Below are 26,637 nucleotides of genomic sequence, written 5' to 3'. Positions count from 1 at the left end.
ATATTACTGAGGTCTTATCTGCCTTATCAGGTTATTTACTTGTACCCCACATGGATCAGCTTCTGGGTTTAATTGCTGCAACTACTTCACACATTGGATTTTACGGGATTTGAGTAACCTTGTACCCCTGTGAACGTTTACGAAGTAAGTCTAATTTACCAACTTTAGAAAGTTCACTTAATGGGGTTGTATCTGAGACAACAATCATAGATTATTGCCTTGCAATTTCACTTTTGCTTGATTAACTTCTTGCTGAAATTCCTCTAAAGTCATACTATCGTCAAATAGGGATATTTCATGTTTAGACATTAAATCTATTACGTCTAGTCTAGGAATTCCTAGTAATTCACTAGCCTTACCACTGCTAATTTCTCCATATTTAAGTAGAGTCATCACATAAGCTTCTTTGGCTTTAGTTTCTGCTTCTTCTCTAATGGTATTATTAACAGAATGAACGGAAATAGTAAATTCTACTTTAGTCATAATTCCAGAATATTTTCTTTGTAATGTTTCATTTTCAACAGGGTTGATATTATATAATATATCGTTTTTCTATCGGCTAAAGTCGAGTTATTCGGCGATTCCAACTAAGGGGGATTGACGTAAAAACTCTACGAGTCGGTGGGTTGTTCTGGGTGGGTGTTCTGTGTAGATCGCTGAATGTGGCTGTAAATTACCTGGCCAAGTTCAAAAATTTCGATGTAGATAAATCGCACAACATTGTTGCAGTGCCGAGCTTACCGTAAAGGCGGTTTTTCTCAACAATCAACTCGATAGTGCGTTCTCGCTTCGAGTTGCCGAAGGCATCGCTTGGGTCTTTTGTGTAGACAGCATCCCGGTAAAGCATGATTAACTGGTCACAAACCTCAAAGATTTCACCAGAGTTGCGGAGTAAATGACGATTGGGGCGTTTATCAGCCGTTGTTTGATTGCCCCGATTGATTTGACAGCCCAAGAAAACAGGGATTTTGTGAGACTTGGCAATGTCCCGAAGTTGGCGGGTAATCTTGCCGACTTCAAAAGCCATATTCCCCCCAGATTCCAGAGGAATCTGCTGCAAGTAATCAATGAATACAGCACCAATAGAACCACCAAATTCGGCAATGGCACGGCGCACCGCACTTGCAATCATTGCGGTTGTAGGGGACGAATGCTCATAGACCTTCCAAGGCAGTTCCACCATCTGTCCTATACCTTGTGCTATTTGCTCCCAGTAGCATTGGGTATTGGTTTGAATCATAGAAGCGTCTACGCCTGTGATTCGGGCTAGCATTCGGGCATTGAGTTGATTCTTGTCCATCTCAGGAGTTACATACAGAACTGGTTTTCCAAGTTTGGTCATGATTTCGTAAGCGTAAGAAATCATAAAGTGAGTTTTGCCCATGTGGGATTCGGCTGCTACTACTACCAAGCTGCTGGGATAAATGCCACCGGTGATATTTTCCAAGTCGTACCAACCAATTCTGTCACCTGCCATGTTTCCCATCTCCAGCTTTTGAAAAAGTTCAATGCCCATGTCTTGTGCTGAGAAAACCTTGCAGCGTTCATCGCTTTGATTTTGGGTGACGGCAAAAACTTCTGCCTCAGCAAGGTTTAGTACAAGTGGTAGTTCAGTTTCTGTTTTGTAAGCGAGTTTGACAACTTCGTTCCCTGCTTTAATTAACTGCCGCCGTCGATATTTTTCCATCACCAGATCGGCTAAAGCATCGATGTTGACGGCGGACACAGTGCGGTCTACCAAAGTCGCTAGCTTATTTCTGCCACCAATGCGATTGAGCAGGTTGTGGTCAGCCAACCATGCGGTGACAGAAAGTAAATCTGTGGGTTGGTATGTAGCATGAAGTCGGACTGCGGCTTGATAGATATCTTTGTGAGCGCTGATGTAAAAGGCTTGGGTTACTAAGCGATCGCTAACTCTAGTCATTGCTTCTGGGTCAAGCATAATCCCGCCCAAAATCGCTTCTTCAGCCTCAATGTTTTGGGGAGGTAAACCTGAAACTGGATAGTTAGAGCCAAAAGGAACTACGTTGTCTTGATTAGAGTGCATAATTATGCTCTTAGTGCTAATTTTAACTGCGCTTCAACTTCTCGCAAATTCATGGAAGATGGTCTGGTGTTGCTCGGAACTTTTGGAGCGTTGGCTGCGGCTTGAAGTTTTGCTTTTAGCTCCAGCATTTGTGGGCTGTGTTGATACTCATTGGATGGAACCCGAATGGATTGCTCTTGCTGACGGCGCATTTGGTCTTGTGCCAAGGCATCTTCGAGCGAACTGCTAGTGATATTGTTTGTTCTATGAGCCAAAGCAGTATGCTGTTGAGTTAGGGGCTGTTTCTGTGTTTGCAATGCTTGCTGATAACGCTGCATCAGGTTCGTCCAACCACCCTTGGTTTTCTCCCAGGTGTTTATTACTGCGATCGCATGAGTTATTTCCTGTTGTGCCGAGCGTTTTGACTTAGTGGCTAATTCAGCAGCCAGAAAATCCACGACTACCGGGTTGAAGTTCTGATACAAGTTATTCAACTTTCGCCCTTCACTGTGCCAAGGTAAAACCCAGCGATTCCACTTAATTTTTTCTCTGACAACCAGTGGTACAAAATCATCAGCAAAAGCAGTTGGGTCTGTTAGCCACGCATCAATCAGGTCTTCCACGTTCTGCGCTGTCTTGTAGAGACAGAGTAATTGCAGTTTATTCGATTGTTCGGATTTCTCGAACGACCCCGCCGCAATAGTTGATCCTCTTAAGGGGTTATCGTTTTGTTGCGAAGACCCTGGATTTTTTGACAACGGAGTGGGTTGTTGTGGGGTTGGTTCTTCTGGAGTTGGTTCTTCTGGGGGTGATTCTTCTAAGCTTGGTTTTTCTAAGCTTGGTTTTTCAAGGTTTGGTTGTTCAGTTTCACACACACACGATTCTTGGGTGGAGGGAGCAACTTGAGTATGTTTTTCTTCTTTTTGGTTTTCTCTATATTGTTCTTCTAATAGAGGGGCTGATTCACCACCCCTGGTTGAGCCACCGCCGGTTGAACCACCGCCGGTTAATACACCCCTGGTTGCACCACCCCCTGAAAACAAGTCACTGGTCAATTCTGCTTGTGGTAATGATTTGCGGAAAGCGATCGCATCGTTTGTGTCTTTAAAAATGTGATACTCAAAATCAAATAATCCCGCTTCGGTGCGGATTTTTCTTCGCACTAAATAATTTTGACTTTCCGCAGTTTTCAGAATCTTGCGTAATTTATCCCGACCGTAACCCAAAGCTTTTTGAATAAAAATGAAATTCACCTCCCAACCCTCAGTGTGTGATGTCATCCAGCAAATTAATCTGAATGTGCCATCATCTATTTCGGAGTTACGGATTAAAGCATTAGATACTGGTGTATAATGCGTACTGAGAGATTTACCTGCTATAACTTTGCTCATAAACACCTCCGGTAACTTTGTAGCAACTCATGATGTAAACTCATATTTCTAATCTGCACCCTGCTAAAATCTACAGTTTATTTTTCCCTCGCACTGTTTCTGATAGGCAGGGGATTTGCTTTTACTCACGTACAGAAAAAGGAAATTCTCTAACTTGTAAATGTTGTGGAAACTCTTCAATGCCTCCACCTTTCTTGTCACGGGTTTTAAATCTTTGTTGGTCAAATATTGCATTCGCCCCCAACTGTTTCACAAAGACAGGTGTTTTAGCTACGTGGCACTGTTGAACAATTGATTCGAGCCATTCGATGTGGCATGGTCTTGAATTTGGGCCAGACTCTCCGCCACAGATTAACCATTGAACTTGGTTTAGATACGGACTTACATCGCCCAAATCTTCTAGTAATGGCTCAACCGACCAAAACCGAATATCAACAGGAATCTGAGCAAGGAATTGACTACGTTCTTCAAGAGTGCGACTATTTTCAATAGAAGTGCCAACCCAAATATTTGAAGGCAGTTTGTCTAGCTCTTGACTATCAAGCCATTCCGCCACGGATGAAAACATAATTTCTGGACGCTTGGTAAGTATTTGGAATGTTTGCAAAGGAGCAGCGAACATTCCGTCCAGCATTTCATGTTGCCAAAAACGCGGAACCCATTCACCAAAAACATCTGTCATTGAAGAAACAAAATGCTTTTTGGGTTTTCTTTGGAACCCCCATTTCCGAATAGCTTCTGTATCTAACACTAGCTCTGGTGGTTGCCCAGAGTAGGGTTGCTTATTCCCACCAAAGAAAGAATTTTGATTCAGCCTTTCGCTATAGCAATTTTTACACCCCTCTGAGATTTTTTGACACCACCAACCGCCGACTTTGGCACGGATGATATTATCTGTTAAGTCTGTCCATTCTATGTTTGTTGGCATAAACACCTCTGAAATTTGAAATTAGACAATACATTTGAAAATGGCTAATAAAACACCTCTTACTGAATACGATTCTCCTTGGAAGCAAATACTACAGTTGTATTTTCAAGACTTCATGTTGTTCTTTTTTCCTCAAGCACACAGTGAAATTGATTGGAGTAGAGGTTTTGAGTTTCTTGATCAGGAGCTACAGCAAGTAGTCCGTGATGCGGAATTAGGAAAGCGACTGATTGATAAATTGGTGAAAATTTACCGTATTGGAGGTGAAGAATCTTGGCTATTGATTCATGTCGAAGTCCAAAGCCAAGAAGAAACCGATTTTCCTAAACGCATGTTTGTCTACAACTATCGAATTTTTGACCGTTACGATCGCTCTGTTGCATCATGCGCGATATTGGGGGATGACAACATCAACTGGCGACCATCGCAGTTTGGGTACGATTTGTTTGGTTGTACGGTTGATTTTCAGTTTCCTGTAATCAAGCTGCTAGACTATCAACAAAGGTTGTCGGAGCTAGAAGCCAGTCGCAACCCCTTTGCTACAGTGGTAATGGCTCACTTGGCAGCAGTGCAAACCCGCAGTAATAGGTCGCAAAGGAAACAATCAAAACTGAATTTAGTGCGTCGGTTGTATGAGCAAGGGTTTGAACGCGAGGCTGTTGTTAACCTGTTGGCTTTTATTGACTGGATGTTGACGCTACCATTAGATTTAGAGCGAGAATTTCAACGGGAAGTAGAACAATTAGAGGCAGAACAACGTATGCAGTACGTGACATCATTTGAGCGAATTGCCCGAATGGAAGAATTGGTAGAAGCAATAAAATTAGGCTTGGAACTCAAGTTTGGCCCTGAAGCATTAAACCTAGTGCCAGAAATTTCATCGTTGGAAGACGTTGAACTATTAAGAGCAGTGAGAAATGGGATAAAAACAGTAACTACAGTTGATGAATTACGTCAAATCTACCAGTCCTCTACAACTGACAATCCCCCAGAAAATTAGCATTGAAGAATTTAATATTTAGTTTTCCAGGTTCAGTACACTTTAAGTGCTTAAATTAGCTCTAATTAAGCACTTAACGAAGTATCTCCATCACGTCCCTCAACAGGCTGATCAAACTTCAGAGCCTCATCACCCCAACAATCCCAGCCAACTCTAGACGAACGTGCGAACATCTCCAGCTTGGTCATATCAGGACACAGCTTTTCTACAAGTTCAAAAAACTGTTCGGGCTTACGGGAATGTTCACGCCTGGGAGAGTGCAGGATGGTGGACTCGTTTGTGAGTGTTCGTCCAGAGAAAGCTTTGACATTCCCACGAACAGCCAAAGCGCAATGTTCGGTCGAGTTTCGCAGCCAATGTCCCACCCCAAGATGTGTTTTAGTGCCATCTTTGGTAACTTTTTCCCAAGTCAGGATGGTTTTGAGTTCAAATCCCCATACCTGTAAACATTGAGCCGCTTCGACCATGTGATTGTTCGTAAACCAGAGCCAGAGGATACAGCCATTGCAATGGCATAATTCGGGAATGGGCAGAGCCAGAATTTCTTCAGTCCGCATTGGTTGATAGGGGATGCGGTTGCGGTGAGTTTTGTCTTTAGAACGAAGTCTGTAGAACCAGGGAGGATCTATAACAATGCACTGGTAATGGCCTTGTAGAGTTGTGAGTCTCATGCTACCTCCTGCGGTTGTTGAACAATCCTTGCGCTGATGGATTCAAAATCAACCTGAAATATGTTTAAATCAGGAGTCATTTCGCCGGAATTATATCGGTCTGTGATGACTTGTTTGATGGCTTCTTCTGCCAATCCATCAGGTAGATAAATGTGTGCTTCGCTAATAAGTTTTTCAACTATTTGAACTACGACTTTCATAAATTACTCCTGAAACTGAATTCGGCTTAAAGTTTGTAGCTGTGCAGCAAGTGTGCTTAAGAAATCCTGGAGTTCTTGGGTTGCTTGCTCTTTAGTAATTTCTTTTTCAAAAACGTAAATTCTTGTATTTCCACGGGTAACTTCTACACGGGTGGTATTTATTACAGGTGAAATCAGAAGAGTTAAAGCAAATTCCTCATATTTGCAGAAGTAATACTGGCGGTCTTCACTCAATGATTGCCCTTGTTGCCAAGTAATAATTTCTGTATCGCCGTCGTCAGCAAGCGCAAATTCTACTTCTTCAACAGCAGTGAACGCCATTTTTACACAAGCTTTAAGAGCCGGATGAGTTGCATCTTGCATTCGGTAGTCTTGTCGAACTACATAACCTTGGATTCTATAAAAGGCTTTTGCCAGTTTTTCAATGAGTGCATCTTTTTGAAATAATCCCAGTTCCATATTTAAACCCCAAATTCAAAAACTTTAATTCCATCAACATCAACGGGATTAATTTGAATTAATCCGCCGCCAGCGTAATTACAAGGAATCTTACGCTTATCCTTATCATCGAAAGCCTCTTTACAAACTGGTATCCATCGTCCTACACAAGAAAATCCTGCGGCAGAAGATGGAGCGCCAGCTTTTTTGTAATCTCCAGCCGTGGCAATATAACCGCAGCAAGGACATTTGAATTTCCACTGCATTACGTCTTTACCGAATAGTATTTGTCCTTGAGTTAGCCACTGTTCTTTATTCATGTTTAATCCTCATCTTCCTCTAATTCTTCGTCTTCATAAAAACTCACTCCAAATAACTCATGAATAAAAGTCCCTACTTTTTTCCAATTAACTTGGTTACAATCTACTTCCGGCATAGGATACTTTTTAGGGATTCTTTTGAAACTAGAGAAATCTTCCCAAGTCCACTCGCCTAACTTATCTGATTCGGACTCAGTTAGGTAATTTAGGCTAATAATATAATCTTGTACTCTTTCTCTGATTTGTTCTCTGTCACCAAATTTCCAAAACTCTCGAAGCCAAGCAATAATTTTTTCTGTACTGTCTGTTTCTTCTTCTTCATCTTCCGACTGTGAATCAGAATCAGATTCGATAGATTCAAACTCAACAAGAGCAACCAAAGCCATTGCTACACAAGCTCTTTCAGCCGGATGCATAGCTGATTGCATTCGATAATCATCGCGGACTACATAGCCTTGAATCGCGTAGAACTTCTTAGCTAGTTTTTCAATGAGTACATCTTTTTGGAAATATCCGAGTTCCATATCCTTTCCCCTCAAGGTGGAATTTGTCTTTGTTGTAAAAGTCTTAATTCTTGATTACTGGGCGATCGCTCTGCTTGACCGATGACCAATGACCAATGACCGATGCCCAATGTCCATCAAGCCGTTACTAAAGATTTTCTAGCGAAAGCACCTGCCTGCTTTAGTGCTGCACTAGGACTGTGATGAGCGAAGAATTCTTCTATCGCTTTGGTCAACCCAGCCGCAACAGCCGACTCGTGACAAGCGTAGACATAGACGGGCTGTTGTACACCGTTAACCAATCGCGTTTCTTGGCGATCGCCCAAGTGCGGGTAGAATGTTCTCACCCATGTACCCAAGTGTCCCCGGTAGTGAGTGCCTTTGAGGGGGACTTTCTTACCCAGTTCGCTTTCTGCGAAGTTGACCACGCCAAGCCACTTCTCTTGTGTGCTTGTTAAGGACTGTCTGTTGTAGTCAGCTATCAGATTGGCGGCGAAGTCTTTGCAATTTTGTTCCATGTATGGGTTGAGTCTGCCACCGGTGAGTTCGGCTAAAGTCTTCATTGCCTGTACAAAAGTATGTAGCCGTTGCTCAACTGGAGGGAGGGCAGGAGTTTGAGAAGAACGTACTGGTGTGATTTTTGGAATAGCTACAACCAAGTCTAAAATGATGGTTCTGACTTGCGCTGCTATCTCAGACTCAGTTAGTAGCATTGCAATGCGGAGTGTCCCCAAAGGTGAAAATACTCTGGCTTGGGCTGTTCGAGATGCTAGCTCCAGTTTGGAGCGAACATCAGCTAAGTCTTTCCCAGTAAGTTTTCTAGTTTCATTAGCCCGGAACTCCTTACTATTTCTCTCGTATATATGCTTAATACCCTGTATAGAACATTGGAAGTACTGAGCTAACTGTTCAACAGTTGCCCAGCCCTCGCCATTCCAAACAGCAAACACAATAGCTTTAGCTTTGTTTAATACTTGTTGAGAGCGAGAAGCATCCAACCCATCTAATGCAGATGTCCTCAACGAAGGAGACTCGATTAAAACGCTTTGGTTTAAGGATAAACTCATGTTGATTCCTTGACTAATATATTTTTCAGCAAGTAATAGAGTTGGGTATGTTTGAAGAAGAACGCCCAAAAAAGACCTAAAAGTGAGCAGCAATTTTCACTGCTGCCCACATGAGGTTTTACACTGCGACTAATTCTTGAAGTTGCGATCGCACCTCATGGTTGAAAAGCTGCTGTAATTCATTAGAACTCAGTTGTTCCAAGGGTCGGTCTTGCAAGTATTTGTGAACTGGTTCAGCCAGCGATGTATCCACTATCGACAATGAGCGCACAGCATCAAGCACCGAGTTAGAATACTGCTGCTGGACTGAATAACGCCTCTTCACCCACCAGTTACCGTCAGTGCATCCGACTTGCCCCAGTTTCACGCCCTTGTTGTTGTAAATGCCATTATCGAGAACTTCAAACCCATAACTCTGGCACTCGTTGAAGATATGCGCCATGATTTGGTTTTCAGTCGTGGGGGGTGTTGTTTCTTTCTCCTGCACAGGTAATGAGCCGTCTTTGTAGTGAGTACAGATGAAGCGATCACAACGCATTAGAGTGTTGGCACGGAATAATTCTTTATCATTGACCATGACTACCCAGCGTTGCGTTAAGTGGTTGTCGTCATGGCTGATGCTGGCTACCAGTTCATCACCAGCGTAATATTCGTGATGGGAAAACGAGATTTCGACTATTCTGAGGGGTTCGGGAGCAACAGCTTGGGCTTGGGTTGCGATGAAGTGGTCGAGTTCGGCTTGAGCGAGGGCTTGGTTGTCGGGGGCAGCGGGGGTGAGTTTCTGAATCTTACTTGACTGATATTCAGCGATCGCACTAACCCAAGAATCGAATGGCACTAAGAAAAGCGGAAAGCCTTATCAATTAAGCAGTCTGCAATTGTTTACGTAATTCTTGCCGGGGCTTGGTCAATCTGGGGTAAGCTTTGGGGCGGCGTTTGGTGACTCGTGGTTCGCTGCGTGCAGGACGGTCGGGGACAACCTTGTGAACAATAATTTTCAGCAAACTACGATAAAGTCGGATGCGTCTTTTAGAGTCAGCAGTTTCTAATTTAGGAATAAAATTCAGTAAATGATGTCGAGTACCTTGAAGCGATAAACGATTTGGAGGAGTATTGTAAGTAGTCCCAGCCGACCACATTAAGCTCCGAAGTAAATTGTAAGCCAATAGATAAACATGGATTTCAATGCGTTCCATTGAAGGGGTTTTACATCGGAGAATATCCATACCCAAGGTAGTTTTTATATGTCTCAAATCCAATTCAACATCCCAACGTTTACCGTAAAGCCCAACAATTTCGAGAGTGGAATAAGTTGCTTTATCTAAAAGAGTAGTAATTAAGCTGACTTGTTGAGTGCGAAAACCAGGAATAACAATGTAATAGTAAATTTCTCGCACAGTAATGGAAGAAGGTAAAGCATCAAATTCATCCTTACTCAATCCTTTTGGACAACTTTTAGGTTTGTACCAAGTAACTAATTTGTCGCAATCCCCAATAATTTTACCTTTTCGCATAGTGGTTGTGCGAGATTGATGTTTACGGAATACGGCATCACAATCAAGCTTTTTGATATTAAACATATCGGCGTAAGCACAAAAAGCTCTATCTCCTAAAAGCACATCATTTGGTTTGAGAAAGCTGTACATTTTTCTCGCCAACTTAATATCATGAGTATTCAGAATATCTATGCACAGAGCAACAGCGGCTCCCGTTAATAGACTGAATATCACACCAATTTTGGCAATTGGGAATCCACATCCCGGTTTTTGAGTGCTAGGTTGAGGATATTCTTTTTGGTTTTCTACAGTGTCAGGCATAGAGACAGTTGAGCCATCTATTACTTTAATATTTCGACCACACCATAAATATTCTGTTGTTACTTTCTCTTCTAAGCTTTGTGCAGAAAAATTGAATAGCTTCTCTAATAATTCTTCTGGAAGCCTCGCCCTAGCTTGGCAGTAAGCACTTGTATCTGTAGAAGGAACTTCTACTTCTTCTTGGGCCAAATGTGCAATAATTTTACTCACTGCATTATGACAAGTTTTATCAGTATCTAGCACTTGCGATAAAAATGCCCATAAAGTTATTAATGGGTCAAATAACCGCTTTTTGTATTTAATTTTTAGCTCAGAGATTACTTGTTTAATTGCAGTCTCTGGCAACAGTTCTTTAAACGGTAGTCCCAGACTTTGGCTGTATTTTTCCTTGAGAATTTGTACTCGTAATGTCACAGTAGTAGTTATCGTATGTGCTTGCTTGTTCTCATGAAAGTATTTCACGGATGAGTAAGCTTTTTCTACTTCCAAAAATTTTTGGGCAACTGTATCTCATCTCTTCATCGGCATCAGCCTAACCTATGCCATTGCTGCGTTCTCTGGTATTAAATGCTGTATTGCTTACCCCGCATCCTTTACAGATTTTCTTAGTGCCATTCGGTTATAGCGTTTGCATTAATTCCTTAGCGTACAATTTTCCCGTTTTGGCACAGTCCTGCCTATATTTGATTATTTCTCTCCCCAATCAGATTCGTTGAGTATTCTTTTCTTCATGAGAATGATTTTTTTGCTTTTTCATTGATTGTAATTTATTTGTAATTCAAATTGAAGTGCTAAATGTAGGTTATTAACAAGTTATGTGCTAATAATGTATCGGCAGCAGATTTAATCATTTCAAATGACATTCCCGATCTTTCTGCAATATCTAGCAGAGTATGCTGACCATCAGATAAATTTAAAACCCATAAGATTGCCATTTGATTTAGCCTACTATCTTGATGACCATTGTATGCCTGATATAGACCTCTTCTCCCCAACTGTGGCTCACATTTAGGATTTTGGTTGTAGTAAATGTCATTATTGTTGAGGATATGTAATATCGAACTACATTGCCAGAACGACTCGGCAAGATATTGGGGTTGAACAAAGTTTAAATTATCTGCTGATGTGTGATATTCGGGAAAACTACCATGAGGCGATCGCATCAAGCAACCTACAGCTAAATTAAATCCAGGTGAGCAATATTGTCGCTCATCATACCCGTAGGGGAAAAAATCTATAATTTCGTAATCCTGTTTTGAGTTTTTGAGTACATAAGCAACAACTTTATCAATTTCAGTGTCACCTCTACGGCTTTTTTTATAAGTAAACTTGCCTGAATCTCCTAAACAAGTTAACACCAAGCCATGTTTAATATTATTGACTTTCGCCTCGTTAAGGGCTAACCATGTAATTGAGCCAAGGGTTGCTGGAATCCAGAGAAATCTATAGGAATATCTTGGTGTAGTTTGACTTAAATGTTTAGCTATAAAAGTAGCGATCGCAATTCCCGAAAGATTATCATTACAAAGTGAAGGATGACAAACATGACAAGAAATTAAAACTTCGTCAGTGCTTTTTCCGGGAATATAATACTCGCCATAAGTAAGATGACCTGGTTCAAGGGAAGAATCAATAAATACTTCATATTCTTCATCATTTAGTTCCGAATATTGTTTGTGACTTAGACAAAAACCCCAAATTTCTTTATAGTATGAAGTGCGGAAGGGAATCCACTCAGGATACTCAGGCAGTGTAGATAAATGCGCTTTGAGTTCTGTGAGAAATACTTTCTTGTGAACGGGAATACTATAACTAACAACATGGAGATTTGAGTTAGCAAAATCTACAATTTTCTTTCCTTGAGAGTTTTTAATGTAGGCATCTTTAATATTCCATTCTTTCGGAACTGTCCAATCAAAAATCTGAGTATCGGTTGGAACTTCATGAACTGATAAAGGAATATGCTGCTGAATAAGTTTCAGAGTTTCCCTAACACCATTACCCGTAATACTACGACATATAGGATACAGTTCAGTTACTAGCTGATATATATTTTGAGCAATATCATTTGTTACAAAAGTTGTTTTTATCTCACTATCAATGACAAATTTATTATTTTCCATTAGAAGTAAATTAAAAATTAAATTTTTTAGAAAAATATTTTTCGACAGTAAAATGCCTCCGCATAGTTACTCGGTGAATTTGATTCAATCCCGCGAATTCTGAGAATGGCACGAAAAGTTTCTTCTGTAAACCACTGCTTATTACTCTGGGTGGGAAACGCATCCAAAATATATTGAATTTTTCGACAGCAAAGTGCCTCATCTAAATGGACAAAGAAATTAGGAATACCCAAATCCCCATCATACTTAGGAATCTCATATTCCAAAATTAAATGGTTTCTAAAGGTATTCCAAGTCAACTCAGAAATTAAGCGGTGATCTTGGTGGCGATCGTCTCGGTGATGAGTAAAGATTATATCTGGTAAAAATTCCTGCTTCAACTGTTCAAAACATTCCTTTACCTCTATCCCTTGAAAAGGTAAAAAGCCATCTCGAAAATTTTTAATGATAATTTTCTTGGTCTGGATTTCTTTTAAAAAAAGACTGGTACTTGCTGTTGCTTCCTCTGCTCTTTGCTCGTTGGAACTAAAGATAACCCAACAGATGATAATATGCTGGTAATTCTTTATCAGCTTTAAAATTGTGCCTCCACAACCAATCTCTATATCATCACAATGAGAACCTAGACAAAGGATTTTGTACTCAGATTCTTCTGTCTTGTTGAAGCTAATTTTGATCATATATGGGTTACTTCTAGTTGTTTATCTCCCCATACTTCCCAAGGTCTTTCGCCTTGAGCATACATATCATCCAACTGTTGCTTCTCTTTAAAGGTATCCATTACCCCGAAAAAGCCAGTGTATTTATACGCAAAAAGTTCTTCTTTAGCAATCAATCTTTGAAAAGGCTCAAGGACAAGCTCTTCGCCATAATTAATATAGTTAAAAATCTCTTTTTTAAAAATAAAATATCCTCCATTAATCCAAATGTCACGGTGTTTTACATCCTGGATATCCTTGACTAAACCATCCTCATCCATGTCAACCAAGTGAAAACTTTGGCTTGGTCTGACACACAAAAAACTACCTATTTTATCACGCTGATAAAAATGCTTAATATGTGTTGGTAGATGCAAGTCTGTTAAACCATCACTATAGTTAGCTAAAAATACTTCTTCTCCTTCTAGATACTTTTCTACTGCCTTGAATCTTTGTCCAATATTGGCAGTTAACCCTGTATCTACAAACGTGATATTCCAATCTTGAATATCACGGTTGAATAATCGAATTTGGCTACCGTTGGAAAGGATAAAATTATTAGAAAGCCATTCATTGTAATTTAAAAAATAGCTTTTAATTAGATCAGCTTTATAACCAAGACACAAAATAAAATCTTTATGCCCATAATGAGCATAGTATTTCATTACGTGCCACAATATTGGTCTATAACCAATATTCACCATTGGCTTAGGAATACTTTCTGAATATTCTCTCATTCTAGTTCCTAAACCACCACAAAATAAAACTACTTTCATGTTATTACCCCTTTTTGATAATGAAAAAATATCAAATACTTAAGAATAGACATTAACTTCAGGAATTGGTACAACAAATTGGCCTCCCCAATGACGAATGTAGGCTATTTGTGTCATAATTTCATTCTTCAGATTCCAGGGCAAAATTAGCACATAGTCAGGCTTTGTTTCTTTAATTTTTTCTGGATGAAAAATTGGAATATGAGTTCCTGGTAAAAATTGACCCTGTTTGTAAGGGTTACGATCTACTGTGTAGTCAAGAAAATCTGTGCGGATACCACAATAGTTTAAGAGAGTGTTTCCCTTACCTGGAGCACCATAACCGACAATAGATTTTCCCTCTCGCTTAACTTTTATCAAGAAATCTAATAACTTCCGTTTAGTTTCCTTGACTTGTTCACCAAATGAAAAATAGTATTCTAATTGCGTAAAACCAGCAGCTTCTTCTCTATATTTAAGTTCTGATACTTGGTGACTAACAGGTTTAGAATAGTCTTCGTTGTGGCGAGCATAAATTCTCAAAGAACCGCCATGAGTAGTTAATTCTTCTACATCAAAAATTGTTAACCCGTGAGCAGCAAAAATATTTTCTACAGTGAGAAAGGAAAAATAAGAGAAATGCTCATGGTAAATAGTATCAAACTGATTTTCCTCGATTAACCGCATCAGGTGGGGAAATTCCATTGTAATTACACCCTGCGGTTTGAGGATAATTTTCATACCTTTGACAAAATCATTGAGATAGGGTGTGTGAGCAAGGACATTGTTTCCTAGTAATAAATCCGCCTTTTTACCCTGAGAAACCTGTTCTTTTGCTGTCTCTTGCCCAAAAAACTTAACAACTGTGGGAATACCTTTTTTAATTGCTACATCAGCAATATTTGCTGCTGGTTCTATTCCTAGCGATGGGATGTTTTTGGCAACAAAGTATTGCAGCAAGTAACCATCATTACTAGCAATTTCTATTATCTGACTTTCCTGGTTTAATTGGAAACGCTCTGTTACCAAATCAACGTAGTTCTTGGCGTGTTGCAACCAGCTATCAGAGTAAGAAGAGAAATAAGCGTAGTCGCTAAAAATATTTTCTGGGCTAATGTATTCTTGGAGTTGAACTAAAAAACACTCCTCACAAACATAGACATGGAGCGGATAAAAAAATTCTACTTCATTGAGTTGTTTGAGACTGCGATAGCTTTCGCAGGGAGGAGACATACCTAAATTTACAAAGGTATGTTGCAACCCTGTCCCACAGAATAGACAATTACCAGTTGTTGGTTGATTATTTATTGGTTTTGGTAAATTCATAATTTATAGTTTTTGGCAAAAATCAAATTTATAATTTAAACACTCTGCCAGAAGAAATCTTGATCGATTTGCTGAGTGCGAATGAGATATTCCAGTTGTTTCAGACGAGTAAAGCCTCTAGACTCAAATATTTCTCTATCCATGTCAATTTGCTGGAAGATACTATAGAATTGTTGGGCACCGCGCTGGGCATCCCATTCACATTTGAATCCTAGTAAATTTTGGCTAATTTTATCAAATGAAACTCGATAGCTACGGTTGTCAGGATCATATTTACCAAAGCTCAATTGACAGCCTGTAAAAACATCTGCAACTATCTGAGCAATTTGTTTGACTTGATAGTTGCTGTTTGTATTACCCACATTAAAAATTTGGTTGTGAATTACATCACGTGGAGCTTCTAAGGTACAGATAATTGCTTTGCAGATATCCAAGAGATGCACTAGAGGACGCCAAGGTGTACCGTCGCTGTTCATCTTGATTTCTTTAATTGTCCATGCCCAACCTGCTAGATTGTTTAAGACAATATCAAAGCGCATTCTGGGAGAGGCTCCATAGGCTGTGGCATTTCGCAGAAAGGTAGGAGAAAAACCATCATCAGCAAGGAGTTTTACGTCTTGTTCGACAAGCGCTTTGCATTTAGCATAAGCTGTTTGGGGATTAATGGTAGATTCTTCGGTAACGTAGTCTTCAGTGGCAAAACCATAGACACTGCATGAAGAGGTGTAAACAAAGCGTCGGATTCCAGATGCTTTCACCAGTTTTGCTAAATTTACTGAGCCTTTGTGGTTGATATCGTAGGTGATGTTAGGCGCTAACTGACCTAAAGGGTCGTTGGAGAGTTCTGCCAGATGAACTACTGCTTCCACTCCTTGTAGGTCTTCTATTGTGATGTGGCGGATATCTTTGTTGAGGGTTTTGGCAGTTACCTTGGTGCCGTTATATAGCCAGCCTACTTTATAAAAGCCAGTATCCAAACCAATAACTTCATGACCTTGTTGGATTAAGAGGGGAGCTAATAAGGAGCCGATATAACCTTCAGTTCCAGTTACAAGTACTTTCATATCTTATGCTGCGATCGCGATCGCAGTTTGTGGGAGTTTTAATTCAGTAGGAATAGCAAGCAAATTGGTAACAATCTCCTCTCGGATGGGAGCTGCTTCATCTTGAGTTAACCAAGTGAATAACTTTGCTACAGCTTGCGGAGAGCCATCAATTTTGAGGGCTTCTTGAAGTACAGATAAAGCCCCGGTGATATTGCCCGCCTGGAGAGGAATTACCGCCCGTGTTAGACAATAGTTGAAATTCTGGCTGCGAGCTTTGGCGGTAATCTTTGCCCGATGCTCAATAGGAAGATAGGTATCAGAAATTTCAATCGCCCGGCGGATGGCTCTCGCCATCTTTCCAGAAAGCCAATTTTCAGATGTCATTTTTTGGGTATGTTCGCGGTAACACGCCAAAATGCCTGGTTCATACCACCAATCGTAACCAACAGCAAAGCGTTTAAAGATTTCCCAGTCAGCAATTTCAGGTAACTCCGGGTAATATCCTCCTAACTGTTCGTGAGCAGTTCGACGAATGACCATTGCAGGTACGGTTATTAAACCACAGACACCAATGTGCGACAGCCAATCTGCCATGATGCCCCTGTGTTCTCCATACAACGAAACTACTTCTCCGGTGTCGATCGCTTTCCCTTTTTCGTTAATATATTCAAAACCCGTACAAGCAACCCCAATCGAATCTGGGCAAGTTGTAAGACTCTGCTGGAGGCGTTCATAAAAACCTGGAAGTACACAGTCATCATCGTGGAGGACATGTACCCACTGACCGCGACTTAGGGCAATCCCGGCGTTATAATTTCTTGCTCCACCAATATTTTGCTGATTGCGGTAGTAGCGGATTACTCCCCCCCCAATACTGGTTACTAAATCAAACAACGGTGATGTACTGGCATTATCCATCACCAAAATTTCCATCTGCTCTGCCCCAGACCATTGCACCAACACGCTTGCCAGACATTCAAGCAGATAATCGGTGCGATTATACACCGGAATCACCACAGTCCAAAACGGTCGGGGGTTTTCTGGGTTAGTTACAGGTGGAATCGCTGGAAATTGATAAGCACCAACAGTAACCTCACCTTGGGGAATGGGCGGAGTAACGAGCATTTCTAGGGTGGTTCCAGCATCCTGGTAAGCGGCCACCGCTTTGGCGTAGTGGGGATTGAGTAAAATTAATCCCTGACGATACACAGAAATTGCTTCTGTAATCTTGTTTTGAGCTTGATAAACCTGACCCAAGCGAGTGTAGATTTCCCAATTTTGAGGATTGAGTTTTAAGGCTTGGTGATAAAATGCGATCGCTTCTTCCCACTCACCTTGTTCTTGCAGCATGCTGCCTAAGTTATAATACACCTCTGGCAAGTCTGACTCAATAGCGATCGTTTGCCGATAATAGGTAAGGGCTGTCTGGATATAGCCTGCTTCCTGAAGGAGAGTTGCTTCTTCCTCTCTTAACCAACTGAATAACTTTGCTACAGCTTTGGGGCTACGATCTATTTTTAGAGACTCTTCCAACACTTGCCAAGCTCCAGCCAGATTCCCAGCCTGTAGAGGAATTAGGGCTAATTTTAGGCAATAAAGAAAATGATAACTCCGGGATTGGGACGTAATCTGTGCAGATTGTTCAGTGGTAAAATAACTCTCTGACATTTCAATTGCACTGCGGATAGATATCATCTGCTTCCCAGTGAGTAAAAGTTCGCTGGTCACATTGTTAGGATGTTGGCGGTAACGAGCTAAGATTTCCGGCTCATACCACCAATCATAAACAGCGGCAATGCGTTTATAAACTTCCCAATCACTTGTATAGGTCAATTCGGGATAATATACTCCCAATTGTTCGTGTGCCTCTCGACGAATCACAACCGCAGACATATTTAATAAGTTACTAACTCCAATGCGTTGCAGCCAATTTTTAGCAATCCCTCGCTGTTCTCCATAGACTTGTTGGCGTAAAATTACTTCTCCTTTCTCGTTAATGTTTTGATAACCCGTAAAAGCTGCCCCGATAGAATCTCCACATTCCTTTAGACTCTCTTGCAACCGGGAATAAAAACTTGGGAGAATATAATCGTCGTCATGAAGTAAATGAACCCACCAACCGCGAGTTAGAGCAACTCCGGCATTCCAATTTCCTGGCAGACCGAGATTTTCCCGGTTGCGATAATAGTGGATTATTCCTTGTCCAATACTATTTACCAGGTCAAATACTGGCGTTTTACTAGCATCGTCCATGACAATGATTTCCATCTGCTCTTCTCCCTGCCATTGTGCTAAGACGCTGGCAAGACATTCGAGTAGATAATCTCTACGATTATATACAGTTACCACTACACTCCAGAAAGGCCGCTTGTCTGTACCATCTGCTACGCTCGGAATAGCGGGAAATCTATAGTTGCCGACAATTACCTCCTCTAAAGAAATTAGAGGCGTTACTGCTATTTGTTGAGGAATTTGCGCTTTCTCGCTAGCTTCTATAGCTTTAGCGTAGTGAGGATTAATCTGCTTTAAACCTTGCTGAAAAGCTGCTGCTGCCTCTTGGAGTTTCTTTTGTGTTTGGTAAATCTCTCCCAAACGCATATAGACTTCCCCATAGTTGGGATTGAGTTCCAGGGCTTTTTGCAAGTAAGCCTCGGCAGTCGTCAAATCTCCGGTATTTTTGCGATCGCAACCCAATTTATAATTCAATTGGGCATAATGAGCTTGTTTATCTTTTGAGAGTTTCCCTTGGGTATGGAGGGCATTCCCTAAATTAACATCTGCTTCTGTGCACTTAGGTTGAACTTCCAGAGCTTTTCGATAACAGGCAACTGCTTCATCAAGTTTACCTTGTTCTTGCAAGGTATATCCCAAATTATTATAAATCGGTGCTGCATCTTGGCGTAAGGCGATCGCTTGTTTGTAAGCTGACTCTGCTTCTAATAACTGTCCCTGAGCTTGACGCAAATTACCTAAACTAAACCAAGTTTTCACAGAGTCCGGTTGAACTTGGGAAGCTGCACTGAGGAATTTTTCGGCTTCCTGGAATTCTCCTGTTTGTTGCGCCAGTATTCCTAAGCCGTACAAAGCTTCAGAGTGGTTTGCTTGGATTTGATACTTACCTTTTAATGAGTCTGATTCACCTCTATATTCGGGTTGAATTTGTAATACCTGTTTATATAGGATTTTAGCTTCATTCCATTGACCTGACTGATGCTTTTGAATCGCCATTTCAATGAGATATTTAATGTTGCATTCTAAACTATTTTTATGATTCATAGCTATACAGATATTTGCTCTGCAATAAGTGCTAACTAAACACTATTGATTCAGAGGTAATCAGGTTGGAAGTTACACCTGAAAGCAGTAATGTTCCTTGAGTTATTCCAGTATTAAAATTGAAGGTAACTCCATCATCAGTATCGGTTATCCTACCTTGAGAAAACATCTGATTTAACCATTGATCACTATTATTTTTACCCCAGCCATCAAATACAATTTTATCAATACCAACCTCGAAATCTTGAATGACATCAAACTCACGTTTTAACAAGCTATCGCCGTAGTTGAAAACAAATTTGTCACTACCGTCGCCACCAACCAAGACATTACTACCACGACCACCAATCAAAACATCATTGTCCCAACCGCCATGAAGTTTATCATTTCCGTCGTCCCCATATAGCCAATCAGCACCTTGACCGCCTTCAAGGATATCATCGCCTTTCCGTCCCTTGAGCGTATCGTTACCTAAGCTGCCATAAATTTTGTCTGCATATTTGCTTCCTGTCAGCTTATCATTCTTAAGCGTGCCATAAATAACATCTTGACCCAAGTTGTCGATTAAAGTATCTCCCAAAAAGGTAACAGCACTGGCATTAACTTCTACTATCGTTATGTTGGTATCGCGCTTAAACTTCTTTTGATAACTACCAACAGCGTTTCCTGTAAGGGAGTCCTGTCCATTATTACCATTAATATCAGCAGTTTGCTCACTATTAATAAGAGTGACGTTGCGACTACCACCCAGCTTCAAATTGCCAATTTGTTTAGAGGAAACTAAGTTACCTCGGATGCCAAAATAATCTAAAACCTTGGGTTTATTGGGATTTGTGGTGTCTAGTACTAAGAAAGTAGTTTTTGACTTAGCTTGATTATATTCAGTACGAGGATTTTCAATTTCTTTCGCTGACAGTGATAAATCTGCGGAAAACTCAAAAGAGAAGGTTTGATTAGCGCCAAGTGCAAAACTAGCAACCACTTTTGTTTGGCTGTTAGCATTTCCCACAAAAGAACCATCTAATCCAACGCCAGTACTGTCATAAAAGAGTGTTGAGAAAGTTGGTTCCTCGTTCAAAAAAACCGCTCCAGCTTCAGCAATAGCTAAAGCTACACCACCTTTAACTAATGTGTTCGTCTGGGTATCAGTTAAAAATCCTGAAGCACTTTGACTATAGTTATAGAAAACAGCAGATCCTTGAGAGTTAGCAAAATTAGGATCGGGATTGGCATTAGAAACAGTTGATTGTAAAAACACAGTTTCTTGTGACATAAAAACCTCTGCTTATCTTGTTGTAGTTGAATTGAACCGGACGATGTTGAATTAGCGGGAGCTTATTTAAGGCTCTTCTGTCAAACTACGATAAAACTTTGATTTTTTGTGGGCTAAAATGCCGGAAAAATCGTTAAATTTTCGTAAAGTGACAGAAGAGCGTTAGTTTCTCTTGGAAGAGCTAACTGAAAAATCAGGGCTTAGAAAACCCTCAAAATAGACTTTTCAACAAGCTGGAAAAATTCAGTTTGGAGGGAAATCAATCACTGTGATAAAACCATTTACAACAGCAGTCTTTTTAGAAGATTTAAATTTAGCTTTTCCAATCACCCTATGACCATCACCTACCATTGTTAGGTTAGCTGTAGCATCATCGCCAAATGCCCCAGCTAATCCTGTACCATTTGCTGTAGAATCACCGTCTGATCCAGTTGTGGAAGTACTATTTGCACTAGCAAAAGCGGAAGTCTCTAACCCTGAAGCCCATGCTTCAGATGTCACGCTTACTCCAGCAGAACCTAAAATCAACTCGTCTTCTGAAACATTCTGTAAATAGGGTAGATCAGCTATTTGCATACTTCGATTATCAACCTTTTTCAAAACTATTTTAAACTTCGCACCCTGCAATTTCATTCTTTGATTAGGCTATTAGACATCTCGATAAATTAAATATGCGTTATCTACAATCCTTATAGAGATGCGAAACTTCGCGTCTCTACATTCTTTTTCACCAGATGTCTATTTTCAAATAACCCCTTAAACAATCTGTATGGTTCCTGCGATGTCTGCTGCTCCTATTCCAACTACAACCCCTACGATGTCTAGACCAAAACCAACATCAGCGGCAATTATGGCATCAGTTGCACCAGTCCCAAAAACATCTGCCTCAAGAAGCTGATAGTCAATCCCGCCTTGCAACTGGATGCGATCAACTAGCGGATCGAAGTCCCGTTGCAGTACCCCGTTATTATCGAAGCCAATCACGGCGGCATCAAAGAGGGTGAAACCTTGACCTGCATTAGCACCACCGAGGTAGTAGAATTGTCCATTACCTCCGAGTACAAATAGGTCTGCTCCATCTCCCCCGGTTAAGAGATCGGTTTCCCCAAAGCCTGGTGCAATTCCTCCAAAAATGTCATCGCTGCCCTGACCCACACCAACGAGAATATCATTACCAGCACCTCCCAAGAGAACATCATCATTGCCACCCCCTTCGAGGATGTCATTACCACTGTTGCCCTTTAAAGTATCTTGCCCAAGATCGCCGAAGAGAAAATCATTGCCGATACCACCATCGAGGCTGTCGTCGCCATCGCCCCCTTCCAGCCGATCATCTCCACTATCGCCATTAAGGGTGTCATTGCCACCGTCTCCGTAGAGGAGATCGTTTTGACTTAGCCCGTATATTATATCATCCCCGTCACCCCCAACAAGGGTATCTAAGCCTCCTCCTGTGAAACTACTACCACTAGCTCCTTGGATGAAGTCATTGCCAGTCCCCCCATCAATGCGATTATTGCCGCTGACACCCAGAAGGCGATCATTGCCGGCTCCACCCAATAAGGTGTCGTCACCCTGGCCGCCTTGAAGAATGTCATCACCATCACCACCATCTAGGCTGTCGTTACCTGATCCACCATCAAGGAAGTCATTGCCGAGGCCACCCTGGACTGTATCATTGTCACTACCGCCAAAGAGGCGATCACTGCCATCGCCACCATTTAAGAAATCATTACCCGCGTCGCCTTGAATTAAATCATCTCCTCCTAACCCAAATAGAGTATCGTTACCAAAACTTCCATAGATTTGATCTGCTACAGAAGTCCCTTGAAGTGAGTCATTACCGCTGGTTCCGCGTTGCAAAGCCATAAATTTTATCTCCTGGAATTTCAAAGTTTAAGTTTAGATTGATCGAAGTTTGCTCTCAGGTGAGAAGATCCGTTTAACCTCAAGGGTTTAAGACCCCTAAGTCTACACGTAGCATCAGTTTAAGTCTGAGTTTAAATCCCCATCTAAAAATGTCTTTAATTTTAAATTATGTTTTGAATTTTAAATTTTGAATTGTTAATGATGCTGGATTTGGTAAATCTGTCCTAAATTGATGTTGGCCTCTTGATGTTGGTAATTGAATTCCAAAGTTTTTTGATAGCAAGCGATCGCTTCTTCCATCTGTCCTTGTTCTTGTAGTATCACCCCCAAGTTATAATGAGCTTCGACTAAATCGGGCTGTAGTGCGATCGCATCTCGATAGTAAATAGCAGCAGTTTGCCAATCAGCTGCTTGTTTGCGGGTAATGCCTAGCCGATAATTCAATTCAGCATAATAGGTTTGTTTATCTGCCGAAAGCTTCCCTTGGGCAAAAAGCGCATTCCCTAAATTCACATCTGCTTCTATGCAGTTGGGCTGAAATTCCAGAGCTTTTTGATATGACGCGATCGCTTCTTCCCACTTACCTTGTTGTTGCAAGGTGTAGCCCAAATTGTTATAAATTGTCCCTGCATCTGGTCGTAAAGCAATAGCTTTTTTGTAAGCTTCTTCAGCTTCTACTAACTGCCCTTGAGCTTGATGTAAATTGCCTAAACTAAACCAAACTTTCACAGAGTTAGGCTGAACCTGAGAAGCCGTACTCAGAAACTTCTCCGCTTCTGGGAATGCACCTTTCTGCTGTGCCAGCATCCCTAAACCGTATAATGCTTCTGAATAGTCTGGTTGTTTTTCGATCACTTGCAGATATAGCTGTTCAGCTGACTCTAAACGATTCGCTCGATGATGTTGAACTGCAAGTTGAAAGAGTTCAGCAACTTCTTGGGCATCAAACTGTCTTGGTTTATTAACCAGTTGCAAAAGAAAATCTTCTAGCGCTCTGACTGGTTTTAAATCGCCATATAATTTATGTTTATTGTCTGCAACTTGCTGAGAGATGTATTGCCGATATTGAGCATCTTTCCCCAGACGGATAGCGATTTGGATATATTCTGCTTTGTTTGAGGCGATCGTTTCTTCTATACCCATCATTTTCAAAATTGCCAGAGAATGCCGTCCACGCATTAGTTCTCCTGGTAAGGTGACAACAGGAATATTATGGGCAATAGATTCCAAAGTAGAATTACATCCAGACCAACCAATACTATCTAAGAAAACGTCTGCTAAAGCTGTAGTCCCAGCAAACTTCCTGTCATTCAGGGAAGACAAAAATAAACAGTGCTTTTGATAATCCAGCCCTAATGCTGTAAAAGCATGGTTTAAGCGCTGGCGAAATACTTCTGTAATATCTTCACTTTCGTGTTTAATAAATACAAACTTAGAATTGTCTAATTCTTTAGCTATGCGAGAAAAAACATCATCATGATTGGGCAAATATTTATATAATGACTGGCAACACCAGAAGAAAATTTCATCCTCTTTTAAACCTATATCTGGTTTCTTAAGTTCTTCTGGTTGAATTACTAAAGGTATGTAATGAATAGATAGATTGGGTAATCTAACTAATTTTTCTGTATAATGTTCTTGAGCATTTTCTGGTTCCATTAAGTCACTGCTCAAGTAATAGTCAATTGTCGGTAATCCACTGGTATCAGGGTGTCCCCAAGATGTCATCTGAATTGGCGCTAATCTTAAGCAACCTAATTTGACTGTCATTGGGTCCATCCCAAATTCTGGGAAAATCAGGATATGTAATTTATCTGCTGTTATTGCTTCACACCATTGTTCAATTGAGCGAACACCTTGAACAAACTTATCAAAAGCTTTAGTGGCGCTGATTGTTGAATTATCTTTTTTGACCCCAGTGTGATAGCCAAATAATTCAAACTCACTTCGATCCAGATTTTCTACCCAACCTTTAATAGGGATTTTCCAATTAGAATGACTATAGAAAAGCCCAGAAACAATACCAACACGAACCTTTTGATTTTTATCTAAATTTGGGAGAACAAGCGGCTGGCGATCTTGGGCATAGCGACTTGACATAATTTGGCAAATCATTTCCCCATAAGTTCGCTGTAAATCTCGGTCATTTAAGCCTTGATATGCCAAATAAAAGGGCTGCAATGCTCCTACAGACTCCGCAGCTTTTGCTCGTTCTTCGTGATTAATTAATTCATAACCTTTAGCTAAGTTTTGCAAGTGTTGTTGATACTGATTTCGTCTGAATTCAATTTCATCAACACTAGAATAGATAATTGGCAGTTGGCTAATACAAATACCCAATTGAGCCGGAGCATAGTTTGGCGTAACTTTAACGGCTTGTTCAAATGCCTCTACTGCTGCTTCTATTTTATTACGATCTCTAAGTACCGTCCCTAAGTTGTAATAGATAAAATCAATATCTGGTCGAAATTTGATAGCTTGTTGATAGGATTCTATGGCGGCATCAAATCTATTTAGTGACTTCAGAATATTTCCCAAGTTGTTATGGGTAATTCCCAAATCAGGTTGAATATTTAAAGCCTTTTTGTAAGCTTCTATTGCTTCCTCAAATTTCCCTTTTTCCTGGAAAAAATATCCTAAGTTGTGATAGGCGTAAGGATAGTCTGGTTTAATTTTTATTGCTTGTTGACAACACTTGACGGCATCATTGAATCGCCCTTGTTTTTGGAGTACTTCTCCTAAATTATTATGAGCTTGTACCAAATCTGGCTGCAACGCAATAGCCTGCCGATAATATAACTCTGCAATTTTGAAATCGCCTACCTGTAGTCTACCTAAAGCAAACTGCTGATTTAAGTCTGCATAGTGGACTTTTTCTTCTGGTGACAACTTTCCTTGAACATGGAGAGCATTACCCAGATTGACTTGCACTTCTATAGAATCGGGTAGAATTTTTAGTGCTTTTTCATAGTAAGTAATTGCTTCTTCTAGTTTACCCTGTTGTTGCAGAGTAAAGCCCAAGCTGTTTTGTATTGCCGCTGCTTCTGGCTGCAATTGCAAGGCTGCTTGGAAAAATTGTTCTGCATTTTGATATTGTCCCCGCTGCTGCGCCAGCATACCTAAGCCGTATAGTGCCTCTAGCTGCTTGGGGTTTATCTCGATAATTTGACGATAAACCTCTTCGGCTTGGGTGAAGCGCTTGGCTCGGTGATGCTGAACAGCGAGTTGGAGAGCTTCAGGAATTTTATTCATGACATATACAATTATTTTTTATTTAATATGTCTTTTGTTCCTATACCTGCGAGGAACTCAAGTTTCTGGAAATTCTAACTGAATTCGGTTAAAATCGACTGAAATGCTGATTTTAAGTTCGTTAATTGCAATAAAGACTATTACCCAGAGTTTTAATTGACAGGTAGCAAACAGCACAGAACTGTATCCTGAGTTGATGATTAAATATTGTAAAAATTTATTACGGAAACAGTTATTTGAGATCAAAACAATGTAATTTGCGTGAAGCGCCGAAGGCTCAAATGAGCAGAGAGCCTTCGGCGATTTATGAATCTAGTAGGCTTTCGAGCCTAACTCTACTTGCAAGAGTTAATACTCTTTGTGAGTAGAGTTTAATTATTTGCTGCTAGCAGAAACTGCCAATGAGTTAGCAGAAGAAGAATTAACAGTGGTATCAGCGAAACTGAATACTTCAGCTAGGGTGTTGTTACCGGATGCAGTAGCTTGACCTTCAGCGGTAGCTACAGAACCTACGAGCTTAGAGGATGTTTGAAAAGTCGGAAAGGGTGTAAAAAAGCTCTCTCAGTATAAGCTGTGAATAGATAATAGACAGCACCGAGAGAGTAACATGAGTAAAGCATACCCCAGCAACCTGACCCGCGCCCAATATGAATTTCTG

23 protein-coding genes are annotated in these 26,637 nt (G+C 40.7%); 1 reads left to right on the top strand and 22 read right to left on the bottom strand.

The features are described from left to right. Window positions 1-204: 204 nt before the first annotated feature. The 4 genes from ACEW80_RS24215 to ACEW80_RS24200 form a co-directional block, all read right to left on the bottom strand. Window positions 205-483, bottom strand: coding sequence for a UPF0175 family protein (locus ACEW80_RS24215; protein WP_373529036.1), 279 nt, complete (start codon window positions 481-483; stop codon window positions 205-207). Window positions 484-673: 190 nt separating this feature from the next. Continuing rightward, window positions 674-2,047, bottom strand: a complete 1,374-nt coding sequence (locus ACEW80_RS24210; protein WP_373529035.1) for a replicative DNA helicase — start codon at window positions 2,045-2,047, stop codon at window positions 674-676. A 2-nt stretch (window positions 2,048-2,049) separates the two neighbouring features. Beyond that, window positions 2,050-3,417 carry a hypothetical protein gene (locus tag ACEW80_RS24205; RefSeq protein ID WP_373529034.1) on the bottom strand — a complete coding sequence of 456 codons (1,368 nt, stop codon included), beginning with the start codon at window positions 3,415-3,417 and terminating at the stop codon, window positions 2,050-2,052. Between the two features lie 121 nt (window positions 3,418-3,538). Then, window positions 3,539-4,345, bottom strand: a complete 807-nt coding sequence (locus tag ACEW80_RS24200; RefSeq protein WP_373529033.1) for a DUF5131 family protein — start codon at window positions 4,343-4,345, stop codon at window positions 3,539-3,541. A gap of 40 nt (window positions 4,346-4,385) precedes the next feature. Between ACEW80_RS24200 and ACEW80_RS24195 the strand changes: the two genes are divergently transcribed. Next, complete coding sequence (locus tag ACEW80_RS24195; RefSeq protein ID WP_373529032.1) at window positions 4,386-5,345, top strand: cytosolic protein; 960 nt, start codon at window positions 4,386-4,388, stop codon at window positions 5,343-5,345. Window positions 5,346-5,410: 65 nt separating this feature from the next. Here the strand turns inward: ACEW80_RS24195 and ACEW80_RS24190 are convergent, their stop codons facing one another. From ACEW80_RS24190 to ACEW80_RS24105, 18 genes are all read right to left on the bottom strand, one after another. Further along, entirely contained in the window at window positions 5,411-6,016 is a 606-nt protein-coding gene (locus ACEW80_RS24190; protein ID WP_373529031.1) for an MT-A70 family methyltransferase, read from the bottom strand. After that, complete coding sequence (locus ACEW80_RS24185) at window positions 6,013-6,216, bottom strand: hypothetical protein (RefSeq protein WP_373529030.1); 204 nt, start codon at window positions 6,214-6,216, stop codon at window positions 6,013-6,015. Before ACEW80_RS24185 ends, ACEW80_RS24190 begins: the two co-directional genes overlap by 4 nt. A gap of 3 nt (window positions 6,217-6,219) precedes the next feature. After that, window positions 6,220-6,675: a hypothetical protein gene (locus ACEW80_RS24180; RefSeq protein ID WP_373529029.1), complete on the bottom strand. Its 456-nt coding sequence runs from the start codon at window positions 6,673-6,675 to the stop codon at window positions 6,220-6,222. 2 nt (window positions 6,676-6,677) lie between these two features. After that, a complete protein-coding gene (locus ACEW80_RS24175; protein WP_373529028.1) occupies window positions 6,678-6,974 on the bottom strand; it encodes a VVA0879 family protein in 297 nt (98 codons plus the stop codon). Window positions 6,975-6,976: 2 nt separating this feature from the next. Further along, on the bottom strand, window positions 6,977-7,498 hold the full coding sequence (locus tag ACEW80_RS24170) for a hypothetical protein (RefSeq protein ID WP_373529027.1): 522 nt from the start codon (window positions 7,496-7,498) through the stop codon (window positions 6,977-6,979). A 116-nt stretch (window positions 7,499-7,614) separates the two neighbouring features. Next, window positions 7,615-8,544, bottom strand: coding sequence for a hypothetical protein (locus ACEW80_RS24165; RefSeq protein ID WP_373529026.1), 930 nt, complete (start codon window positions 8,542-8,544; stop codon window positions 7,615-7,617). Window positions 8,545-8,662: 118 nt separating this feature from the next. Further along, on the bottom strand, window positions 8,663-9,382 hold the full coding sequence (locus ACEW80_RS24160) for a hypothetical protein (protein WP_373529025.1): 720 nt from the start codon (window positions 9,380-9,382) through the stop codon (window positions 8,663-8,665). Between the two features lie 25 nt (window positions 9,383-9,407). Further along, window positions 9,408-10,775, bottom strand: coding sequence for an IS4 family transposase (locus ACEW80_RS24155; RefSeq protein WP_373529024.1), 1,368 nt, complete (start codon window positions 10,773-10,775; stop codon window positions 9,408-9,410). 377 nt (window positions 10,776-11,152) lie between these two features. Next, a complete protein-coding gene (locus ACEW80_RS24150) occupies window positions 11,153-12,484 on the bottom strand; it encodes a DUF4910 domain-containing protein (protein ID WP_373529023.1) in 1,332 nt (443 codons plus the stop codon). 26 nt (window positions 12,485-12,510) lie between these two features. Continuing rightward, complete coding sequence (locus ACEW80_RS24145) at window positions 12,511-13,164, bottom strand: PIG-L deacetylase family protein (protein WP_373529022.1); 654 nt, start codon at window positions 13,162-13,164, stop codon at window positions 12,511-12,513. Next, entirely contained in the window at window positions 13,161-13,958 is a 798-nt protein-coding gene (locus ACEW80_RS24140) for a sugar phosphate nucleotidyltransferase (protein WP_373529021.1), read from the bottom strand. The genes ACEW80_RS24145 and ACEW80_RS24140 overlap by 4 nt, the downstream gene beginning before the upstream one ends. 39 nt (window positions 13,959-13,997) lie before the next feature. Continuing rightward, a complete protein-coding gene (locus tag ACEW80_RS24135; RefSeq protein ID WP_373529020.1) occupies window positions 13,998-15,263 on the bottom strand; it encodes a methyltransferase domain-containing protein in 1,266 nt (421 codons plus the stop codon). A gap of 35 nt (window positions 15,264-15,298) precedes the next feature. After that, window positions 15,299-16,327: an NAD-dependent epimerase/dehydratase family protein gene (locus ACEW80_RS24130; protein WP_373529019.1), complete on the bottom strand. Its 1,029-nt coding sequence runs from the start codon at window positions 16,325-16,327 to the stop codon at window positions 15,299-15,301. Between the two features lie 3 nt (window positions 16,328-16,330). Then, window positions 16,331-19,585, bottom strand: coding sequence for a glycosyltransferase (locus tag ACEW80_RS24125; RefSeq protein WP_373529018.1), 3,255 nt, complete (start codon window positions 19,583-19,585; stop codon window positions 16,331-16,333). 31 nt (window positions 19,586-19,616) lie between these two features. Beyond that, window positions 19,617-20,858 carry a calcium-binding protein gene (locus ACEW80_RS24120; protein ID WP_373529017.1) on the bottom strand — a complete coding sequence of 414 codons (1,242 nt, stop codon included), beginning with the start codon at window positions 20,856-20,858 and terminating at the stop codon, window positions 19,617-19,619. Window positions 20,859-21,101: 243 nt separating this feature from the next. Then, a complete protein-coding gene (locus ACEW80_RS24115; RefSeq protein ID WP_373529016.1) occupies window positions 21,102-21,434 on the bottom strand; it encodes a hypothetical protein in 333 nt (110 codons plus the stop codon). 180 nt (window positions 21,435-21,614) lie between these two features. Next, the gene (locus ACEW80_RS24110) at window positions 21,615-22,727 is read right to left on the bottom strand and encodes a calcium-binding protein (protein ID WP_373529015.1); all 1,113 of its coding nucleotides are present in this window, start codon (window positions 22,725-22,727) and stop codon (window positions 21,615-21,617) included. Window positions 22,728-22,922: 195 nt separating this feature from the next. Next, on the bottom strand, window positions 22,923-25,979 hold the full coding sequence (locus ACEW80_RS24105; RefSeq protein ID WP_373529014.1) for a tetratricopeptide repeat protein: 3,057 nt from the start codon (window positions 25,977-25,979) through the stop codon (window positions 22,923-22,925). Window positions 25,980-26,637: the final 658 nt, after the last annotated feature.

The sequence above is a fragment of the Nostoc sp. genome, assembly GCF_041747015.1.
Taxonomy (GTDB): domain Bacteria; phylum Cyanobacteriota; class Cyanobacteriia; order Cyanobacteriales; family Nostocaceae; genus Nostoc.
The sequence above is the reverse complement of the archived record's forward strand: the minus strand, read 5'-3'. Positions and strand labels throughout refer to the sequence as shown.

What these genes read in the sequence shown, in the direction of transcription:
- ACEW80_RS24150 (WP_373529023.1), bottom strand. Translation starts at nt 12,484, where the DNA reads ATGGAAAATAATAAATTTGTCATTGATAGTGAGATAAAAACAACTTTT.
- ACEW80_RS24110 (WP_373529015.1), bottom strand. Translation starts at nt 22,727, where the DNA reads ATGGCTTTGCAACGCGGAACCAGCGGTAATGACTCACTTCAAGGGACT.
- ACEW80_RS24180 (WP_373529029.1), bottom strand. Translation starts at nt 6,675, where the DNA reads ATGGAACTGGGATTATTTCAAAAAGATGCACTCATTGAAAAACTGGCA.
- ACEW80_RS24185 (WP_373529030.1), bottom strand. Translation starts at nt 6,216, where the DNA reads ATGAAAGTCGTAGTTCAAATAGTTGAAAAACTTATTAGCGAAGCACAC.
- ACEW80_RS24115 (WP_373529016.1), bottom strand. Translation starts at nt 21,434, where the DNA reads ATGCAAATAGCTGATCTACCCTATTTACAGAATGTTTCAGAAGACGAG.
- ACEW80_RS24210 (WP_373529035.1), bottom strand. Translation starts at nt 2,047, where the DNA reads ATGCACTCTAATCAAGACAACGTAGTTCCTTTTGGCTCTAACTATCCA.
- ACEW80_RS24125 (WP_373529018.1), bottom strand. Translation starts at nt 19,585, where the DNA reads ATGAATCATAAAAATAGTTTAGAATGCAACATTAAATATCTCATTGAA.
- ACEW80_RS24200 (WP_373529033.1), bottom strand. Translation starts at nt 4,345, where the DNA reads ATGCCAACAAACATAGAATGGACAGACTTAACAGATAATATCATCCGT.
- ACEW80_RS24120 (WP_373529017.1), bottom strand. Translation starts at nt 20,858, where the DNA reads ATGTCACAAGAAACTGTGTTTTTACAATCAACTGTTTCTAATGCCAAT.
- ACEW80_RS24175 (WP_373529028.1), bottom strand. Translation starts at nt 6,974, where the DNA reads ATGAATAAAGAACAGTGGCTAACTCAAGGACAAATACTATTCGGTAAA.
- ACEW80_RS24170 (WP_373529027.1), bottom strand. Translation starts at nt 7,498, where the DNA reads ATGGAACTCGGATATTTCCAAAAAGATGTACTCATTGAAAAACTAGCT.
- ACEW80_RS24140 (WP_373529021.1), bottom strand. Translation starts at nt 13,958, where the DNA reads ATGAAAGTAGTTTTATTTTGTGGTGGTTTAGGAACTAGAATGAGAGAA.
- ACEW80_RS24145 (WP_373529022.1), bottom strand. Translation starts at nt 13,164, where the DNA reads ATGATCAAAATTAGCTTCAACAAGACAGAAGAATCTGAGTACAAAATC.
- ACEW80_RS24130 (WP_373529019.1), bottom strand. Translation starts at nt 16,327, where the DNA reads ATGAAAGTACTTGTAACTGGAACTGAAGGTTATATCGGCTCCTTATTA.
- ACEW80_RS24165 (WP_373529026.1), bottom strand. Translation starts at nt 8,544, where the DNA reads ATGAGTTTATCCTTAAACCAAAGCGTTTTAATCGAGTCTCCTTCGTTG.
- ACEW80_RS24190 (WP_373529031.1), bottom strand. Translation starts at nt 6,016, where the DNA reads ATGAGACTCACAACTCTACAAGGCCATTACCAGTGCATTGTTATAGAT.
- ACEW80_RS24195 (WP_373529032.1), top strand. Translation starts at nt 4,386, where the DNA reads ATGGCTAATAAAACACCTCTTACTGAATACGATTCTCCTTGGAAGCAA.
- ACEW80_RS24215 (WP_373529036.1), bottom strand. Translation starts at nt 483, where the DNA reads ATGACTAAAGTAGAATTTACTATTTCCGTTCATTCTGTTAATAATACC.
- ACEW80_RS24135 (WP_373529020.1), bottom strand. Translation starts at nt 15,263, where the DNA reads ATGAATTTACCAAAACCAATAAATAATCAACCAACAACTGGTAATTGT.
- ACEW80_RS24205 (WP_373529034.1), bottom strand. Translation starts at nt 3,417, where the DNA reads ATGAGCAAAGTTATAGCAGGTAAATCTCTCAGTACGCATTATACACCA.
- ACEW80_RS24105 (WP_373529014.1), bottom strand. Translation starts at nt 25,979, where the DNA reads ATGAATAAAATTCCTGAAGCTCTCCAACTCGCTGTTCAGCATCACCGA.